This window comes from Mucilaginibacter yixingensis (assembly GCF_041080815.1).
GTDB lineage: Bacteria > Bacteroidota > Bacteroidia > Sphingobacteriales > Sphingobacteriaceae > Mucilaginibacter > Mucilaginibacter yixingensis.
In genome coordinates this window covers 2,103,690-2,121,733 of the sequence record NZ_CP160205.1, presented here as the reverse complement: position 1 = coordinate 2,121,733, position 18,044 = coordinate 2,103,690, and the positions used below count along the sequence as shown (strand labels likewise).

Annotated in this window: 16 protein-coding genes; 8 read left to right on the top strand and 8 right to left on the bottom strand. The window is 46.2% G+C overall.

From position 1 onward, the window contains the following. The first annotated feature begins 6 nt into the window (after nt 1-6). From ABZR88_RS08490 to pelA, 3 genes are all read left to right on the top strand, one after another. Entirely contained in the window at nt 7-1,818 is a 1,812-nt protein-coding gene (locus ABZR88_RS08490) for a RagB/SusD family nutrient uptake outer membrane protein (RefSeq protein WP_107828985.1), read from the top strand. 16 nt (nt 1,819-1,834) lie between these two features. Then, complete coding sequence (locus ABZR88_RS08485) at nt 1,835-3,466, top strand: DUF4957 domain-containing protein (RefSeq protein WP_170113600.1); 1,632 nt, start codon at nt 1,835-1,837, stop codon at nt 3,464-3,466. 74 nt (nt 3,467-3,540) lie between these two features. After that, complete coding sequence (gene pelA, locus ABZR88_RS08480) at nt 3,541-4,563, top strand: pectate lyase (RefSeq protein WP_107828554.1); 1,023 nt, start codon at nt 3,541-3,543, stop codon at nt 4,561-4,563. A 224-nt stretch (nt 4,564-4,787) separates the two neighbouring features. Here the strand turns inward: pelA and ABZR88_RS08475 are convergent, their stop codons facing one another. Then, nucleotides 4,788-6,263: an arabinose isomerase gene (locus ABZR88_RS08475; RefSeq protein WP_107828553.1), complete on the bottom strand. Its 1,476-nt coding sequence runs from the start codon at nt 6,261-6,263 to the stop codon at nt 4,788-4,790. A 111-nt stretch (nt 6,264-6,374) separates the two neighbouring features. Between ABZR88_RS08475 and ABZR88_RS08470 the strand changes: the two genes are divergently transcribed. After that, nucleotides 6,375-7,265 carry an AraC family transcriptional regulator gene (locus ABZR88_RS08470; protein WP_107828552.1) on the top strand — a complete coding sequence of 297 codons (891 nt, stop codon included), beginning with the start codon at nt 6,375-6,377 and terminating at the stop codon, nt 7,263-7,265. A 65-nt stretch (nt 7,266-7,330) separates the two neighbouring features. On the opposite strand, the gene ABZR88_RS08465 is transcribed toward ABZR88_RS08470, so the two are convergent. After that, entirely contained in the window at nt 7,331-7,666 is a 336-nt protein-coding gene (locus ABZR88_RS08465) for an L-rhamnose mutarotase (RefSeq protein WP_107828551.1), read from the bottom strand. A 99-nt stretch (nt 7,667-7,765) separates the two neighbouring features. Continuing rightward, on the bottom strand, nt 7,766-9,409 hold the full coding sequence (locus tag ABZR88_RS08460; RefSeq protein ID WP_107828984.1) for an alpha-L-fucosidase: 1,644 nt from the start codon (nt 9,407-9,409) through the stop codon (nt 7,766-7,768). Nucleotides 9,410-9,679: 270 nt separating this feature from the next. Between ABZR88_RS08460 and ABZR88_RS08455 the strand changes: the two genes are divergently transcribed. From ABZR88_RS08455 to ABZR88_RS08445, 3 genes are read left to right on the top strand one after another with little or no spacing between them, the layout of a single operon-like run. Beyond that, nucleotides 9,680-10,573 (top strand): AraC family transcriptional regulator, encoded by an 894-nt coding sequence (locus ABZR88_RS08455; protein ID WP_107828550.1) that lies wholly within the window; start codon nt 9,680-9,682, stop codon nt 10,571-10,573. Nucleotides 10,574-10,600: 27 nt separating this feature from the next. Then, complete coding sequence (locus ABZR88_RS08450) at nt 10,601-12,235, top strand: alpha-L-fucosidase (protein WP_107828549.1); 1,635 nt, start codon at nt 10,601-10,603, stop codon at nt 12,233-12,235. A 10-nt stretch (nt 12,236-12,245) separates the two neighbouring features. Next, nucleotides 12,246-13,115, top strand: coding sequence for a sialate O-acetylesterase (locus ABZR88_RS08445; protein WP_107828548.1), 870 nt, complete (start codon nt 12,246-12,248; stop codon nt 13,113-13,115). 61 nt (nt 13,116-13,176) lie between these two features. Here ABZR88_RS08445 and ABZR88_RS08440 read toward each other — a convergent pair whose 3' ends face one another. Next, entirely contained in the window at nt 13,177-13,578 is a 402-nt protein-coding gene (locus ABZR88_RS08440) for a DUF5655 domain-containing protein (RefSeq protein WP_146166529.1), read from the bottom strand. Between the two features lie 432 nt (nt 13,579-14,010). On the opposite strand from ABZR88_RS08440, the gene ABZR88_RS08435 reads away from it, so the two are divergent. Then, nucleotides 14,011-14,559, top strand: a complete 549-nt coding sequence (locus tag ABZR88_RS08435) for a fasciclin domain-containing protein (protein ID WP_107828546.1) — start codon at nt 14,011-14,013, stop codon at nt 14,557-14,559. A 149-nt stretch (nt 14,560-14,708) separates the two neighbouring features. On the opposite strand, the gene ABZR88_RS08430 is transcribed toward ABZR88_RS08435, so the two are convergent. From ABZR88_RS08430 to ABZR88_RS08415, 4 genes are all read right to left on the bottom strand, one after another. After that, nucleotides 14,709-14,948, bottom strand: a complete 240-nt coding sequence (locus ABZR88_RS08430; RefSeq protein WP_107828545.1) for a helix-turn-helix transcriptional regulator — start codon at nt 14,946-14,948, stop codon at nt 14,709-14,711. A 135-nt stretch (nt 14,949-15,083) separates the two neighbouring features. Next, nucleotides 15,084-16,043 (bottom strand): 23S rRNA (adenine(1618)-N(6))-methyltransferase RlmF, encoded by a 960-nt coding sequence (rlmF, locus tag ABZR88_RS08425; protein WP_107828544.1) that lies wholly within the window; start codon nt 16,041-16,043, stop codon nt 15,084-15,086. 235 nt (nt 16,044-16,278) lie between these two features. Then, the gene (gene soxC, locus ABZR88_RS08420; RefSeq protein ID WP_107828543.1) at nt 16,279-17,502 is read right to left on the bottom strand and encodes a sulfite dehydrogenase; all 1,224 of its coding nucleotides are present in this window, start codon (nt 17,500-17,502) and stop codon (nt 16,279-16,281) included. A gap of 1 nt (nt 17,503) precedes the next feature. Then, nucleotides 17,504-18,019, bottom strand: coding sequence for a c-type cytochrome (locus ABZR88_RS08415; protein WP_245917038.1), 516 nt, complete (start codon nt 18,017-18,019; stop codon nt 17,504-17,506). Between the last annotated feature and the right edge of the window lie 25 nt (nt 18,020-18,044).

The window sequence follows — 18,044 nt, the reverse complement described above, 5'->3', positions numbered from 1 at the left end:
AAGATCATGAAAAAGAGCATTACCCAATCCCTCATTATAACCACCCTGGCAGGCACAGTGGCTTTCATGTCATCCTGCAAAAAATATCTCGATCTTACCTCTCCGTCTACCATAGACCAGACTACGGCTTTCGCCAGTGCTTCATACACCAATTCGGCACTTATTGGTTGCTACAACCAGTTAATTGGCGATAACGGTTATGGCCAGCGAATGTCGCTGATCCTTACGCAGAGTGCAGACGATTTTAAAACATCAGGCGCCTATAACCCGGCAGACCGCCGTGGCGTTAGCCTATATGGTTCAAATGCCGACAACTCCGAATTTCCCAGCCCTTTTGCACAGAGCTACGTTGGCGCAGAGCGTGCCAATATCTGTATTAAAGGCATACAAAACTCGCCGTTGTTTGCCACCAGTGCCCTGATGAAACAGTATTATGGTGAAGCACTGGCCTTGCGTGCCATGTTTTATTTTGATCTGGTAAAAAACTGGGGCGATGTGGTAGCACAGTTTATCCCGTCTGCCGATGAACAGGTATTTGATGTGCCGGTGACCGATAAAAAGGTGATTCTGGATCAATTGATCGCTGATCTGGGGATAGCAGAAAACCTGGTACCCTGGATTCGCGAATCTGGTTTTAGCGATACCCGTTTTACCCGGGGAGCTATTAAAGGCCTGCGTGCGCGTATTGCGCTTTTTAGAGGCGGATATTTACTGAACGAAGCGACGCATGCCGATGAGCGCAGCTCCAATTACCTTGACTATTATAAGATAGCCATGCAGGAATGTGCCGATGTAATGGCGCGCCGCGATGAGCATGACCTGAACCCGGTTTATGAAAACATCTTTAAAAGCCTGCATTCTGCTACCCGCTTTGACGATAAGAACGAACTGATGTTTGAGATTGGCGCCTTTGGCGGCAACGCGACAACCGACAGTAAGATTGGTTATTACAACGGTATTAAATTCAATGCATCGTCATCCATTGGCGGCGGCGGCGGCGGTATGCTGGCCATCCCTACTTATTTTTATGAATTTGACCAACTGGGCGATTGCCGTCGTGATGTAACCATCGGTTCATGGCAAATAGACGCTAATACACAAAAAACGCCTAATGCTTTCAATGCGATGTCTGACGCCAAATTCAGACGTTCATGGTCTATCGTCATTGGCGGTACGGCACAAAACTTTGGTATCAACTGGCCGGTATTACGTTTTGCCGATATTCTGCTGATGTATGCCGAAGCGGACAACGAAGTAAACGGTGCACCGTCGGGAGCTGCAAAGTCTGCCCTGCAGGAAGTACGCGACCGTGCTTTTGTAGGTTTTCTATCGCGCGAACCGGCCATGCCAACATCGCATGACGACTTTTTTAACGCTATCGTGAAAGAACGCCTGCTGGAATTTGGCGGCGAAGGCTTACGTAAATACGACCTGATCCGCTGGAAACTGTCGGCCACCACACAGCAGCAGGTACAGGCTAAACTGGCCCAACTGCAGGCTGGTACCGGTGCCTATGCTAACGTACCTTCCTACATCTACTACAAACCTTCGGCTTACCTGCAGGGCACCTCACAGGCAGAAGTAGCGGCCATTAATCTTTACGGTGGAGCGCCGAATACTGTTCTGTTTCAACCAGGCTTAGGTACCAGCAGTGCGCCATCTGGCTATACCTCTGTTAGCTGGCGGGCGTCAATCAGCACCACCAGCGATGTGCAGGCTTTTATGCAATACTTTCAGGAAGGTTCACGCGAAGTATTTCCATGGCCAACCAGTGTGCTGACCCGTAATACCAAGCTTGTTCAAAAATATGGTTACTAATCAATCATTGATCAACATGAAAAACTCAGTAAAAACAAAATATACACTTGTTGTTGCGGCGCTGGCTTTGCTGGCAGGCCTGGCTGGCTGCAAGAAAATGAATACAAGTGACATTAGCGGCCCCGAGCGTTTGTTTAAACCCGGAGCGGTCAAAGTTTCGGCCGGTCAAACCGCGGCCCAGGTAACCTGGACCAACTCCATTTTAACCAGTGGCGGTAAGTACACTTATACCGCACAGTTCTCGCGCGATACCACCTTTGCAACGGTTGATTTCACGATGAAATCTGATACCACCGGTGTAACGGCAACCAATGACAGCCTGAAGGTGCGTACCAAATACTGGGTACGTGTAAAAACCAACGCCTATCAAAATCAGCCTGAATCTAAATGGGCCGAAAGTTCGGCTTTCCAGATCAGCGGCGAGCAGTATTTCCTGGCCGTGCGGGAGCTGGAAATAAAAGAAACCTCGGTTACTCTGCGTTTTACCAATACACCTGGTCTTTCTAAAATTACGCTGACACCGGCGCAAGGTGCGGCAACAGATGTGGCCCTAAGTGCCGCCGACCTTACCGCAGGTTTGAAAGTGATTACCGGCCTCAACGCCAACACCGCTTATAATGCGGAGTTGTATGCCGGCACCAAGAGCAAGGGGTACACCACTTTCACCACGTTGCCGCTAACCGTGTACACCACCATCCTTAACGCGGGTGCCGATCTTAATGCAGCGGTATCTGCAGCGGCCAACGGTGATGTAATCGGTCTTAACCCGGGTACTTATACTGCCAGCGCTACCAATACCATCTTCCTGTTAAAAAATGTAACGATCAAATCTACCTCAGGTAATCCATCAGACACTAAAGTGCTGTTTAAGGAATTTACACTGAAGGGGAATGGTGCGGGCCTCAAATTATCGGGTATTGAATGTGATGGCGCAGGTACTGCGGCTTATTTTATTAACCTGACCGGTGCGGTTGCTGATGCAGACGCGGCTACCTTTAGCAATGTGACCGTTGAAAACTGTTATGTACACAACATCACTACCTGTTTCCTGAGAGCAAACCGTGCCGCACTGGCAGCTCACAAGATTGATTATATTAAAGTAACCAATACCGTAGCTTATGATAATGCGGTTTCCAGCTATGATTTCTTTACGCTGGATAAACTGACATTTAACAGTTTATCGGTCACAAAATCTACTTTCTATAACCTGAGCCGTTCGCTGGTCAACAGCACCACCACACAGCCTGCCGGTACACCAGCGCCGTCTATCTCGTTTGATCGTTGCACCATCAATAACCTGGGTACCGACGCCTCCAAATATGTATTAGTAGATGTGAACGCCAACCCGGCTACCATCGCCTTTACCAATTGTATTATGGGTAACGTGCCGCGTAGTGGCGGGGTAGCTGCCGCAGCCATAAGAGGCAGTGCCAGCACCATTACCTTCAGTAACAACAACGAGTTTAAGTTTGTAACCACACCAGGCGGTACCACAGCAATTACGCTGCCGACCAATGCGGCGTTTAACCAGACCGTTGATCCGGGATGGACCGCAACCACAACCGACTTTACGCTGGCGCAGGATTCTCCATTGAGAATAGCCAGCCCAACAGCCGGCCCCATCGGCGACCCTCGCTGGGCTTACTAAATAACCAACCATAAAGACCGCACAAAAGCGGTCTTTATGGTTGATAACTATAATCGACATATAACCGCATCATCATGATCATTAAGAAATCCCTTGTCATGGGAGCCCTGCTGATAGCAGCAGCCAGTAGCCGGGCGCAAGACTTACAAGCCGACAACATGTTGCTTTTCCAGCGGTCATCTGGCGGCTGGTTCAAACAGTTACGCGGAAAGGCCTTTAATTATAACCAGGTATTCTCTGACGCAGATAAGATTCAAATTGCCAAAGAAGTGGAGGAAGGACTGGCCACCATTGATAATGAGGCCACCAAAAAAGAGATCAGGTACCTGGTAAAGATCTATAAAACTGTTCCAAATCCTAAATACCTTGCCGCTGCCGAAGACGGCATCCGTTACCTGCTAAAAGCACAGTACGCCAACGGCGGGTTTCCGCAATATTACCCCGATCATGGCTTATACCGTAACGAAATCACCTACAATGATAACGCCATGATCAATGCCCTGAATGTACTGCAGGATGTTGCAGAGCAAAAGAATGGCCTCGAGGTAGTTGATCCAAAGCTTGCGGAGCCGGCAGCCCAGGCGGTAAAGAAAGGCGTAATTTGTATCCTTAATACGCAAATAAAAGTTAAAGGCGTATTAACCGGTTGGTGCCAGCAATATAACGAACGGACGCTGGAGCCGGCAAAAGCGCGTGCTTATGAGCTGCCCTCCATCAGCGGGTCTGAAACGGTGGGCATTATCGAGTTCCTGATGAGACAGCCCAATCCTTCACCGGCGGTCAAGACGGCCATTACTGCCGGTGTAAAATGGTTAACAGACGTAAAAATAAAGGGGGCTAAAGTAGCACAGTTTGATGCGCCGGGTACACCCAAGGGGTTCGATAAACGAGTGGAAGCAGATCCATCGTCAGACATTTGGGCGCGCTATTATGAAATTGATACCAACCGGCCTTTCTTCTCTAACCGCGACAGTAAAAAAGTTTATAATTTAAGCGAAGTAGATTACGAGCGCCGGACCGGCTACAGTTGGTATGGCCAATGGCCGGTAAAATTATTAAATCAGGAATTTCCGGCCTGGTCTGCAAAATGGAATTGATTGCAAATCTGTCGATTGTGAACCGATGACCGGCCCGAATTTGCGGGAGGTACAGGTGGCCTTTTCAGGCTACCAAATAATCACTAAATAAGGGAAGCCCTCCCCGGGCTTCCCTATATCAAGGGATACCGTATTGGCCAGATGCTTTTTGAATTCTTGTTCGCCGATCTTGGCAGCGGTTTATTTTTTCTGGCTAAAAAACTGTTTCAAACGCTGACAGATCTTTAGCAAACTTTTACGACAGGCATTTGAAGCAAATGCCCCAGTTTTTCTATTTTGGAACTGATATGGCCAACGCCTATAGCGCAATGATGCGCAGGCACGTGGCTATTCCAGTCGTTAACAAACCTTCGGGCGCCAATAGGGAACTTGTACCTGCTGTTGGTATTACCTATTTGAAGAATAGGTCCGGGGACAGATTCGCCTTCGGCTACCAGTAACATCAGTCGGCCCGCATCTTCTACAACAGAGAGTAACGTCACTGGTCCATTTTTAACAGACATCTCAACGGATACCCCTTTGCCAACTTTGCCATGATATACGCCAAGCGGACGGACTTTTGTTTTACCTTCTGCAATGGCAATGTGGCCGGGGCCATCATGTCCCATCAGTACCACATCGTCTTTAAAATCCATTGCATAGTATTCTGTGAAAGAGCCACCCACTCCGAAACTGTCTAAAATCTTCATCGCCTGAACATTCTTGATCTCATATTCGCCGGCAACAGGTATGCCTTTAGCGGTGAGGTAAGAATTGCCGAGTATAATTGAGGCTATGGCATCTTCATTATCCTGATTGCCCGTTCCTTTATAATAATAGGCCATAGAACCCAGCTTGTATTTAGCTACAAGCTTGTCTAATGCAACAGAAGTGCGGGCAGCCTTTCTCAATTCTTCGGCTGTGCAGTCCTGCTGAATATCAAAGATCTCGTCAAATAATTGCAGACGCTCGTCTATAGCGGCTGCATCTACTTCCTTGCAAAAGGTTGCCAGTTCTTCAACCTCCAATAACTCTATGTGGCCGCCAAAATGGGCGTACTGAAGCGTGAGATCGGTATAGATATCAAGCATGCCGCTGTAGTAATGCCCCATACATCCCAACCTGTTATTGCGCATTACAGATGCTACTTTTGCGGCATCCATCCAATCAGAAATCTCCTGCCAGCAATCGGGGTCATCATGGAGCATTCCGGTGATCTGGTGGAACCTGACGCCTGTTCGCTTAAATACATTTGCTATCTCTGGCACAGGGCATGCAGAGCAGTAGGCAAGCCACTCCCCCGTCATCCTGGCACGATCGGTCATGGCATTAAATGAATCGTAATCAATAGCCGCCTCTGGACTTAAATTGAGCACAATTACCGGCACGTTAGCCTTTTGAACAACGGGAAGGACTGTAGACGACAGCGCATACGTTGTAACGTACAGGAAGATCAGGTCGACATCATTCTTTTTAAACTGGCGGCCGGCATCAAATGCTTTGTCCGCAGAATCAACTAAACCCACATTCAGGACATGAGGGTGTATGGCGGAAAGCTTTTCTTCCACAATTTTCAAATATCCCTCCAGGCGTTGTTTCAAACCGGGAAATTGTGGCCAGTAGGTATCAAGGCCTATGCCAAAAAGCCCAATGTTTAAGTCGTTACTGGAAATAGCTTTTTCTAAAGAATAAAGTGCGCCCGAAGAAGAAGTATTAGACATAGAATTGATAAAAATTGCTTAATTGGTTTAACTAATACAAACTTGATTAATCCCATTAGCAATAAGAATGAATAAATTGACACATTTCATGTACTTTTTGATATTTACATCATGATCAGTCAATTCAAGTATTTACCGATAAGTGACCGCGATAAAAGCTGGGGTTTGTATGTGGTAAACGCTGGCGCGAGTCAGATACCACCAGATATGCAATACCCACCCGCCGGGCATCCCGCAAAACACCATTTTAGCTGGGAGAGAGGACGGATATTAAACGAGTATCAGCTGATCTATATCAGTCAGGGTAAAGGGATCTTTGAATCAAAACATGTGAAGTCTGTTACTATTGAAGCTGGTACAATAATCTTATTATTCCCTTCAGAATGGCATCGCTTCAAACCATATCCTAATACCGGATGGCACGAGTTCTGGGTGGGATTTGATGGCACTATCGCTCAAGATCTGGTGTCTAAAAACTTTTTTTCTATAAAGCATCCGGTATTGAACTTAGGGTTTCATGCTGAATTGCTGGATCTGTTTCGGGCTATTGCTTCGACAGTTGATCTGGAATTACCGGGATATCAGCAACTGGCATCTGGCATGACCTTTCATTTGCTTGGTCTGGTAACGGAGTTACTCCAAAAACAGCGCGTCAAACATGCTAATATCTCATCTTATCAGATAGAAAAAGCACTAACCCTCCTTCGAAAAAGTGTCGACAGTGACATATCAATGGAAGTCATAGCGTCCGAAGTAAATCTTGGATATTCCAAGTTTAGAAAAGATTTCAAGATGCATACCGGCATGGCACCGCATCAATATTTGATGCAACTAAAGCTAGACCATGCTAAAACACTCCTATCCTCAACCAACACGGCCATTAAGGAGATTTCTTCCAAACTTGGCTTTCAATCAGAGTTTCATTTTTCAAAGCTATTTAAGAATAAGACAGGCAAATCTCCACTCAAATACCGGCAATCTTTATACATGAAACAGCTCTAAAGTCTACGATGAGAATGTGCTTTGGCAACTAAATAGACCATCCAACGAGAACGCACTAATCTGCATTATAATTGAAATATCTTTTTCATCGGTATCCACTTTTCGTTTTCGCCTGCCCAGGGTAATGGCTGTTGGAATTTCCACATCAATTTTTCCCACTCTTCAACAGCCGGATTGCTAGCATCCATTGCTGCTTTTTTTGCCGCCTCATAATCGTCACAAGTATCCATGATCATAAATAACCGATTACCTGTACGAAAAATTTGCATATCAGTGATGCCAGCGTCGATTATACTCTTACGGACACCCGGCCATCCGTTTTCAGCCTTGTGCCAATGCTCATACTCGGCAATTAATTCGGGATCATCCTTTAAATCAAGAGCGTAACATTGTCTTTTCATTTGTGCAATAGGTATTGGTTAGCATAACGTCTACAAATCAAATCCTCTGTACGACACCCTTAAGAGTTGACAATGTTTAGAGGCTGAGAACGCCCTTGGTTAAACAATGGCTCCCTCTATTTTTAATACAAATGCGTCTTTACATGGTTGTTGCTCGGGCAAATGAACACTCAAACCGCTTGCGCTTTGCTCAAATGATAATCGGCCAGGGCCGCCCAAAAGACTAACCGTGGTCACTTTGCTCTTATCGCCCAGGCTTTTTACCAATGTTTTGCCGTTTTCCGGCCAACCAAGTAAAATAGCGTACAGGGTCTTGCCTTTAGTGGTGAAACGTATATCATCCGCAACAAACGGCTTACCCTTTCCTTCATTAAAACCTTGTGCACTGAGCGGTGCAGCCGTTTCCATAGCCGGGCCTTCTCCGAAGGTTGTCCACGGACGGGTGCCGTAAATAGCTTCGCTGTTAACGGCCATCCATGCGGCTACATCTTCTACCACCGCGCGCTCTTTATCATCAATGCTGCCATCGCCCCTTACCGGTATGTTGAGTAATAGATTACCGTTTTTGCTCACTACGTCGGCCAGAGTATGCACTACGGTTTTAGCAGATTTATACTTGTTATTATCATACAATCTTCTGTCATAGTGCCAGCCGCCAATGCAGGTATCGGTTTGCCATGGCAATGGTTCGATCTGGTTGCTTTGACCACGTTCAATATCCCAAACCATGCATTTACGTTGCTGCTCATCAAGTATTTTTCCGTTGATCACCGCACGAAGTTTCCCGTGTTTTTTGATGCTGCTATTATAAAGGTGCGCTGCAACGCGAAGCCCGACATCGCTGGCTGGCCAGAGTGGTAAAGCCGTGTCGTCAAAATACATCAGGTCAGGCTCATACTTGTCAATTAACGTAATCATCCGGTTATAAAACTTCTCACAATAGGCTTTAGAAGGCGGCGTTACGCCATTTCCCCAGTTCCATTGTTTATGGATCATCCCGTTATTTTCGCTGTCAAGACTTAACGGATGGTTCTGGGCATAAAGTTCCTGCGGATCATAGCCATTCCACCACTTGCCGGCGCCGTCGGCGGCGGTCATCTTACCATCGTAAGGCACGCCTGTCAATGGTCCGCTCTTGTCCGAACGCTGGGCAGTTTCATACCAGCTCCAGGCGTGAGCCGCATGTACACTGACACCGAAAGGAAGGCCGTTATTTTTGGCTGCTTTGGCCCAGCCACCTATCAGGTCTTTCTTCGGACCGATCCTGGTTGAGTTCCAACTTTGGTATTTGCTGGGGAAGAGATCAAAATTATCATGATGGTTGGCCAAAGCAACAAAGTATTTAGCACCAGCTTTTTTATAAAGCGACACCAGCTCTTCCGGATCCCATTTATCGGCTTTCCACTCATTGATCACATCTTTAAATCCAAACTTTGAAGGGTGACCGTATTTTTCGCAATGGTATTTATATTGATCGCTGCCCTCCTGGTACATGCCGCGAGCATACCAATCGCCGCGTTCCGGCTGACATTGTGGGCTCCAATGCGCCCAAAGACCAAACTTCGCATCGCGAAACCAATCGGGTACCTGGTATTGTGTCAATGAATCCCAACTGGATTGAAATGGTCCAGGAGCTATGCCCTGCATGCCATCTGCTAAAAACAGCCCTTTGCTATAAAGCTTAGAGAGGTATAGAGAGGAGATGCCGGTAAGCGCTCCTTTTATTAGTGTTCTTCTTTTCATATTTGGGTTTAATGTTTTATTATTTGCAATCATAAGCCAGTTGATCCCCGCCAAACAAACTAGAATTGCGTATCACAATAATTGACCTAAATGCTATAATTGGTTATGCAGCAGTTTACCCGCTGTCACAACAAAATTACTTTTGGCATCATTTAGAAAAGTTGATTTAATTAGACTATTTTTTGTAAAAATCCGACTTTTTATTTAGCTAATGATTTAATACACATTGCGGTATAATAGCGTTATTTGCATTAACCGTTACCTGATATTATGATCAAGAGAGCTTTACAGCATACATTCTCGTTGCTGAATGTAGACCATGTGCGCCTTACATCCAGGTGGAATTACCGGAACATCATCAGTCCTTATTATCGTATTTACTATATAGACGGTGGTGCCGGAGAGATTACGGATACCCATGCGGCACTAAAACTTGAACCGGGCTTTCTTTATATCATCCCAAGCTTTACCCTATGCAACCTGAGTTGCAGCCATTCGCTTAGCCAGTATTTTGTCCAATTTTTTGAGGAATCGTCTGACGGGCTATCCCTGTTTGCCAATAACAGGACAATTCTAAAAGTTGAAGCCACACCGTTAGATGTTATGTTGTTTAACCGGCTGCTGGAGATTAACCCGGGCAGAGGGATCAACCGTTCTGACAATCCCAGGATCTACGAGAAAGACATTTTCTACAAGGAATACCAGGATCTCAATAATCAGCAAAGTACAGGGGCCTACATGGAAACTCAGGGCATACTGTTGCAACTGGTTAGCCGGTTCCTGAATCCGAACTTCTACCAGCATCATGAAAAAAACGTTATTCCTGTTAAGATCATGGAAACGCTCAGTTATATCCTGGTTAATCTGCACCAAGACTTATCTGTAATTCATCTGGCCTCCAGGATCAATCAAAACATCGACTATTTCTCCCGTCAGTTTAAACTTTATACCGGTGCACGTCCGGTAAACTATATTAATGAAAAACGCATAGAACGTGCGCAACACCTGATGGCCACCAGCCGCATGACTTACTCAGAGATCAGCGTGCAAACCGGATTTGATAATCTGTCCTATTTCTCCAAAACGTTCAAGAAATTCACTGGCATGTCGCCAAGGGAATATAAGAAACAGATCTACACAGTTGGGTTTAACCATATCAATTAAAACACCACCATTACCAAATTATACCACATGAGAAAAACTCTTTTACTTTTAACTGCGCTATCTTTCAACCTGCTCTATGCTTTGGGGCAGGATACTCCCCAGCACGATAAAGCTTATACCGGCCCACTCAACAAAGTTATAGGCGAAGCAGGTAACGATACCGGCTTTGATATGGCGCCGGAAACTACGCCAAAAGTAGTAGCGGCAGCCGTTAGTTCTATTAAAACCAAGATGCCGGTCGGCCCTTTCCAGCCCAACTGGGAATCTTTAAAAGCCAATTACAAAGTGCCAGAATGGTACAAAGGAGCCAAATTTGGTTTGTGCATGCATTGGGGGCTGTATTCGGTACCTGCCTACCATAATGAATGGTATGAAAAGCATATGTATACCGACGGTGGCATTGGCGCCTGGCATGCACAACACTTTGGCGAGCAGGATAAATTCGGGTATAAAGATTTTATCCCCATGTTCTCCGCCGAAAAATTTGACCCTGAAGCGTGGGCCGACCTGATCCAAAAATCAGGCGCACGCTTTTTTATGCCCGCCTGCCAGCACCATGATGGTTTTGCATTGTGGGACAGCCAGGTAACGCCTTTCAATGCCAAACAAATGGGTCCCAAACGTGATCTGATTGGCGAACTTTGCAAGGCCGTGCGTAAACGCGGATTGAAATTTGGTTTCACCAATCACCAGATCGAGAATTTTCAGTTCATCAATCCCCCACAAGCGATGCTGGACAAGATGAAGGCCGAACAGGCCGATCTATTCGATCCGAAATGGGCATCCTTTTATAATGTGGCTGATCGCAGCGACGAGGCCTGTCGCAAGTTCCTGGTGGGCTGGTTTGAGCGAAATGTGGAACTAATAGACAAGTATCAGCCTGACATGCTTTGGTTTGACAATGGTGTAGACCAGCGTTATCTGGATCCACTAAAATTGATGGTAGCGGCCTATTATTATAATAGCGCACGCAAATGGGGGAAGGAAGTGTCGCTTAACACCAAAAAGGCAGCTTTTGCACCTTCGGGCGTCAACACAGCTACCATTGGCTCTGTTTTGGATTTTGAAGGAAAAACGCCGCCGGGCATACGCACCGGCACCTGGGATGTAGATACAGAAATTGGCAGCACCTGGGGCTATACCAGCGATATGCGCGTATCTAACGCCAGTGCCATTGTAGGCAGACTGATTGATATTGTGAGTAAGAACGGCACCATGATGCTTAACCTCTCGCCAAAAGCCGATGGCACCATCCCGCAGGAACAACAACAAACCTTACTGGGTGTAGGCAAATGGCTGGCAGTAAACGGAGATGCCGTTTATGATACCCACAACTGGATCACCTTTGCGGAGGGTGGCCAGGATGCGCCAAAAATCTACTTTACGGTAAAAGGCGATGCTCTTTATGCCATCATCTTAGGTAAATGGCCGGGCGAAAGCGTTACTATCACTTCACTGGCACAGGACAAAGCGCCGGAAGGAAAGGTTACATCGGTAACCATGCTCGGTTCTAAAGAGAAATTAAAATTTACTCAAGAGGTTGCCGGACTAAAAATAAACCTGCCTGTTGCCGCACCTTGTGATATTGCTTATACGCTAAAAATAACCGGGTTGAAAATGAATCCTGCTACTACAACCGCATCAGGTAGTCCGATGAATTAAAACTTAAGCAGTGAAAAAATTAATTCTTATTCTGTTTGGCATCTGTAGCTTCTTAATAGTTGAGGCTCAGCATGCCAAACACATAGAAGTTTATCTGATCGGAGGGCAATCCAACGCAACGGGCCAGGGTTATGTAAATAATATGAGCGACTCTATGAAGATCGATACGAGCGTACTGATCTTTCATTCCGGGAAACCTCATTTAAATAGCGGCTTGCCGCCGTATCACTGGTACCCGTTGCATCCGGCATCAGAATCGCCAGACCGGTTTGGGCCGGAACTGGGATTCGGTACCAAATTACATCAATTGCGACCCAACACCAGTATGGTCATTATTAAACACGCGCACAGCGGAACAGACCTCTACCGGCAGTGGAATCCAGGCCAAAACAATCTGGATATACTCCATTGGGGCGATCAATTCAGCACCTTTGTGCAAACTGTTAACGCAGGGTTGGACAGTTTACGCAAACTAGGCTACAAACCAGTAATTAAAGGGATGCTATGGCAGCAAGGTGAAAATGATGCTGATAAAGGCGATACTATTAGTGCGCTTTATGGAGTACATTTAAATCATTTTATTAAACGGGTAAGGCAACAATTTCACGCACGTAAAATATTGTTTGTGTATGGCTATGTTTATCCCCCACCCAATAGTGGAAAAGGGATAACCGAAGTTCGGCAGGCAGAGCATGATATCGACCAGAATGCACGTACACCGCTATCTGTAAAAAGAGCGTTTGTTGTACCAACAGATGATCTTAGCCAGCGGGCAGATGATCCGCATACGCCTTACCCTAAGGACAGATTGCACTTTGGTACAAAAGGCACATGGGAACTCGGTTTAAGAATGGCGGAGAAAATGAATGAGAATCTATAAAGACCTATATAAGCCAGTTTCTATGGAAACTTACTTCTGCGATCTATTGAACAGGACAGCTTCATGAAAGCTCATAAGACTCCCGCAAATAAACAAATAAGCCCGGCTTGATATCTTCCACACTGTTGATACGGATATGATTCTCAAACTTTTTACCCACCGCCACGCTTTTGATGACTGGCTTTTCCGGGTTCACGGCCGCCGAGTAGAACTTCAGATCGAGTTCTTTTTTCATCGGCTTAATGATCAGGAAACCCACCCGCCGGGTAAAAACAATACAATTCGGCGTCACCCCCACTAATACTTTGGGCCAATCCGCAACCTCTGCCAGGATCTTATCAAAAGCCAGTACCAGCTCCTGGGAACGCCCTTCAAACAAACTGTCAAGGTCCACCCGCGCACAATAATGACGGTAATCCTTCCAGGGTAGTTCACGATCACAATTCGGACAGGTCCAGCTCATTGCTAATCATTTTATAATTTCAAACTACTTTTTAAAGCAGTTTCCGCCAAGTCTACTAGTAGACGCTCGGCTCCTCGGGTATAACATAATTTTTCAGCACCTCTCCTACTTAACAGTCAACAATTGCCTTGGGGTGGATAAATTTCGATAGTTTCAGCTAACTACAGTCATCAAGGCGTCGCTATCATCGCCATCTATTCTTTCGCTTTCCGAAGATATGATGAAAATTGACCACATCGGATGGCAGTCCGTTATGCACAACCGATGATGACAAAATATGTTTAACAGGCGCGCGTTACTTACGCAATTCCGGCACGGCCAGTTTAAAAAAAGCTACTCTGTTTCATGCTTGAAAAGTGTTGTCTAGCTCAAAACCGCAACATCAGGGGGCTCCGTATCTATCCTAAAATGAACTTAAATTTAAACAGACACATGAAAAAATTAATGATCGCGGCGCTGGCCGCAGTAGCCCTGCTGACCGCACCTAAAACTTTCGCGCAGACCAAAATGGTAGGCGGCGCAGCCATGTATCCCACCAAAAACATTGTAGAGAATGCCATAAACTCCAAAGACCACACTACCCTGGTGGCTGCTGTTAAGGCTGCCGGCTTGGTGGAAACACTGGAGGGAGCGGGCCCGTTCACAGTATTTGCGCCGACAAATGAAGCTTTCGGCAAATTGCCTAAAGGCACTGTGGAGACCCTGCTAAAACCAGAGAACAAAGCCATGCTGACTAAAATACTAACCTACCATGTTATAGCCGGCAAATGGAGCGCAATGGACCTGATGGGAAAAATCAAAGCCGGCGGCGGAAAAGCTGAACTGAAAACGGTACAGGGTGGTTCACTATGGGCGATGAAGGAAGGAAATAAACTATACTTGGTGGATGAAAAAGGAGGCAAATCCTGGATCACCATCAGTGATGTCTTTCAAAGCAATGGCGTGATCCATGTGGTGAACATGGTGCTGATGCCAAAATAAAAGAGAGCAAATGCAGTTAAAGCCGTCCTGCGTGACGGCTTTTTTGTTTCCTGTTGAGTGGGCTCTAGTGCATTATCACAGTCGTTTTTTTAAAGATCGCGAGAGCTTTCCCACTTTCGTTATAACAAGGACGCAGCTTAACACATAGATTAAGTGATATCTTCTAGCTTTACTTGCGGCTCCAGAATATCCCGGGTATCGAGATTCAACAGCAGACAGATGCTTAGCAGACGGTCTACGGTGAGCTTGCTGTTACCCAACTCGATCTTGCTGTAACAGTTCTGACCCATCTGCATTTTATAGGCCATATACTCTTGAGAATAGTTCAACGCTTCCCGGCGTTCCCGGATTGCCCGAATGATCAGATGTAGACGATCGGTGTTGTTCATAAGCTGGCGTTTATACGTTCCCTACGGGTCTTTAGAAACTACGGAGTTTACGAACACCTGGTTTTTTAACCAACAAATAACCGATGGTAATCTTCTTCGGTATCGAGGCAAACAAATGCTCTGAATGATTCTATGCTACCAGGTTTGCGTCCACTCACTACGTTCTGCTTCATCTAAAAACGTCCATGCAACCATACGACTAATCTTTTGCCCTTGTGACATGTTGATAGTGCGCACATCTAAAGCCGCTGCTTTTTTTAGAGCATGATAAACACCGGGAAGCGTATCTTTTTTTGAGACGAGGGTGGTAAACCACATGCATTGCTTAGCAAATAGCACGCTTTGCTCTATGGTTAACTTTATAAATGCAGCCTCGCCACCATGATACCATAGCTCTTTTTTTTGCCCGCCGAAATTTAACGGAGTTTGGGGCTTTCCGTATTCATTCAGCTTGTTCCACTTGTTCACTGATGCCAAACGGGCCTCCTGTGCCGAACCGTGGAACGGCGGATTACAGAGGGTTGCATCGAAACGCTCATCCTGCAAAAAAATACCTTTAAATATATTATGCTTATTGGTTTGCTGCCGCAGTTTTATCTGTCCGCGCAGGTGCTGGTTTGCCGAGACTATCTTTTTTGCGGATGTAATAGCAATAGGGTCAATATCGGTGCCCACAAATTGCCAGCCGTAAACGCTGGTGCCAATAACCGGGTAAATACAGTTGGCTCCTGTGCCTATATCCAATATCCTGATATTTTTACCAGTGGGTACATTACCGCCGTTGTTTTCGCCCAGCAAATCGGCAATATAGTGGATATAATCTGCCCGGCCGGGAATGGGCGGACAAAGATATCCGTCAGGAATATCCCAGCCATCAACATTATAAAACTGTTTCAATAAGCTTTTATTCAGCATTTTCACTGCCTCAGCATCGCTAAAGTTGATGGATTCTGCATCATATTCGTTTCGCTTAACAAATCTGTGCAGCGCTGGCATTGCTTTAATAAGTTGCTTAAAATCATATCCCTGCCGGTGCATATTGCGGGGATGCAGATTTTCTTTTTCGGTAGATGTTGGTTTTTGATCTGATGGCATGGAGGGATGACTGTTGAAAGAACAGCGCAGGCAAAGGTACAAAAATGAGTTGGGTGGAAACAAATAAAGCCGTTAGGCTTTATTTACCCGGCAATTCGTTTTAAATCCTCCAAAAAGGAACTCGAAGGTATCCCCTCTATTGGGCTACAAAAGGTTATTGCTAAAACAGCGGTGGACAGCCTTAGATAAGCTAGTATGTCACCACTTCTTTAGTTATCAGAATTGATTACACCGGTTAAACCTTTTCCGGATAAAATAAAACGCTGCCATCGGGCCGTATTTGCCAGGCGGTAATCGGGTTCATATGATATCCGCCTATAGCGGTACCGCGGGCTTCGGCAAGTTGTTTTAATGTAGGCTGTGTATAGCCGGTTTCATCAATTACCCGGCTGGCTATTTCTGTGGCATCACCATTCCAGTACCATAAGTAACGAAAATAAGTGTGCGCTTTACTTAATACAGGCTCTTGTAAGTTGGCGGTGTTCCAGCTTTTGCCCGCATCGGTACTCACTTCTACTTTTAACACCTTCCCTCTCCCGCTCCAGGCAATGCCGCGTATTTCTATCCAGCCACGTTCCACTTTCTGCGGAAACACCGGATAGGTAATGATAGAACGGGCATCCATCTCAAAACTAAAGTAACGGATACGATCTTTTACCGGATAGGTGTATTTTGAAGTTTCCTCGCGGGTAAACCAGGGTTCGTCTGCAAATTCTAATCTGCGCAGCCATTTGATATTCATGTTGCCTTCCCAACCGGGCAACAGTAAACGAGCAGGATAACCTTGCTCAGGACGGATGGCTTCCCCGTTCTGCGCATAAACAATCATGGCATCGTCCCAGGCTTTACTTACAGGGATGCTGCGCGTCATCACTGCCGCATCGCCACCTTCGGCTAAAAACCAGGAGGCCTTGGGCTGAACACCAACTTCGCGCAGCAAGGTTGATAGCATAATGCCGGTCCATTCGCTCTGGCTGGTGAGGCCTAAAATATCCTGCGGTGTCAGCTGTTCACTTCCGCTCCGAAAATTTCCGGCACATTCCAAAAAACAGGTACGTGTTACAGATGGAAATCTTTTCAGATCATGCAGTGTAAATTTCATTGGCTTATCAACCATACCGTGTATCAACAACTCATATTTTGCCGGATCAATAGTAGGTACGCCGGCATGGTGCCGCTCAAAATGCAGATCGGCCGGCGTAATGGTACTATATAGATCCTGCAGCGGCGTGCGCGATGATATGTCTGAAGGTTTCTTTAATGGTTGTTCAAAAGGTGAACGTTTACCCAACTTACCGGGTCCTGGCCCCAACTTTTTGGTCGGATCATCAATGGGTGCGCCCACCTGTACGTATTTGGCAAAAGCACTGCTCACCGGTAAAATAGCAGTAGCCAATGCACCGCCAAGCAATGCCCGCCTACTAATATTACCGGATGACTTTTTATCTTTCTCTTCCATTTTATTTCACTTCTTTGCCGCCTTTGCGGTCATCGCGGACATATAACTTCTTTGCCGGCATTACCACCGCCGGCAAAGTTTGCGCATTGATTATCGTATTGGGGCTGATAATCTGATTGGCACTTAACAGATAAGCCGTTAAACTATACACCTCATTATCATTCAAAGAACCCGGCAGATTATAAGGCATCGTACGGCGTATATAATCAAACACGGTAGTGGCGTAAGGCCAGTAATTACCTATGGTTTTTGGTCTGCTGCCTGCCAGTGTATCGCTAACCAGGGCCGGAGCAGGCAACTTAACACCGGGCAGCTCGCGCCCCTCCATACCATGGCAGGCCGCACATTTCACCACATAAACAGCCTTTCCCTGAGCAACTGTACCGCTACCAGACGGCAGGCCCAAACCATCAGGACGGATATCGATATCCCAAAGCTTAATTTCCTGCTCGGTAGCTGCATGACCAAAGCCAAAATGCGGTGGCCATTTGGTGGTATCAGCTAAACTGCTTGCCATGAGAGAAGAATGCGTATTGCTAAGT

Coding starts and splice junctions, on each gene's coding strand:
- rlmF (WP_107828544.1), bottom strand. CDS start 16,043: ATGCCATCAGATCAAAAACCAACATCTACCGAAAAAGAAAATCTGCAT.
- ABZR88_RS08485 (WP_170113600.1), top strand. CDS start 1,835: ATGAAAAACTCAGTAAAAACAAAATATACACTTGTTGTTGCGGCGCTG.
- ABZR88_RS08435 (WP_107828546.1), top strand. CDS start 14,011: ATGAAAAAATTAATGATCGCGGCGCTGGCCGCAGTAGCCCTGCTGACC.
- ABZR88_RS08440 (WP_146166529.1), bottom strand. CDS start 13,578: ATGAGCTGGACCTGTCCGAATTGTGATCGTGAACTACCCTGGAAGGAT.
- ABZR88_RS08490 (WP_107828985.1), top strand. CDS start 7: ATGAAAAAGAGCATTACCCAATCCCTCATTATAACCACCCTGGCAGGC.
- ABZR88_RS08460 (WP_107828984.1), bottom strand. CDS start 9,409: ATGAAAAGAAGAACACTAATAAAAGGAGCGCTTACCGGCATCTCCTCT.
- ABZR88_RS08470 (WP_107828552.1), top strand. CDS start 6,375: ATGATCAGTCAATTCAAGTATTTACCGATAAGTGACCGCGATAAAAGC.
- ABZR88_RS08450 (WP_107828549.1), top strand. CDS start 10,601: ATGAGAAAAACTCTTTTACTTTTAACTGCGCTATCTTTCAACCTGCTC.
- soxC (WP_107828543.1), bottom strand. CDS start 17,502: ATGGAAGAGAAAGATAAAAAGTCATCCGGTAATATTAGTAGGCGGGCA.
- ABZR88_RS08465 (WP_107828551.1), bottom strand. CDS start 7,666: ATGAAAAGACAATGTTACGCTCTTGATTTAAAGGATGATCCCGAATTA.
- pelA (WP_107828554.1), top strand. CDS start 3,541: ATGATCATTAAGAAATCCCTTGTCATGGGAGCCCTGCTGATAGCAGCA.
- ABZR88_RS08455 (WP_107828550.1), top strand. CDS start 9,680: ATGATCAAGAGAGCTTTACAGCATACATTCTCGTTGCTGAATGTAGAC.
- ABZR88_RS08430 (WP_107828545.1), bottom strand. CDS start 14,948: ATGAACAACACCGATCGTCTACATCTGATCATTCGGGCAATCCGGGAA.
- ABZR88_RS08475 (WP_107828553.1), bottom strand. CDS start 6,263: ATGTCTAATACTTCTTCTTCGGGCGCACTTTATTCTTTAGAAAAAGCT.
- ABZR88_RS08415 (WP_245917038.1), bottom strand. CDS start 18,019: ATGGCAAGCAGTTTAGCTGATACCACCAAATGGCCACCGCATTTTGGC.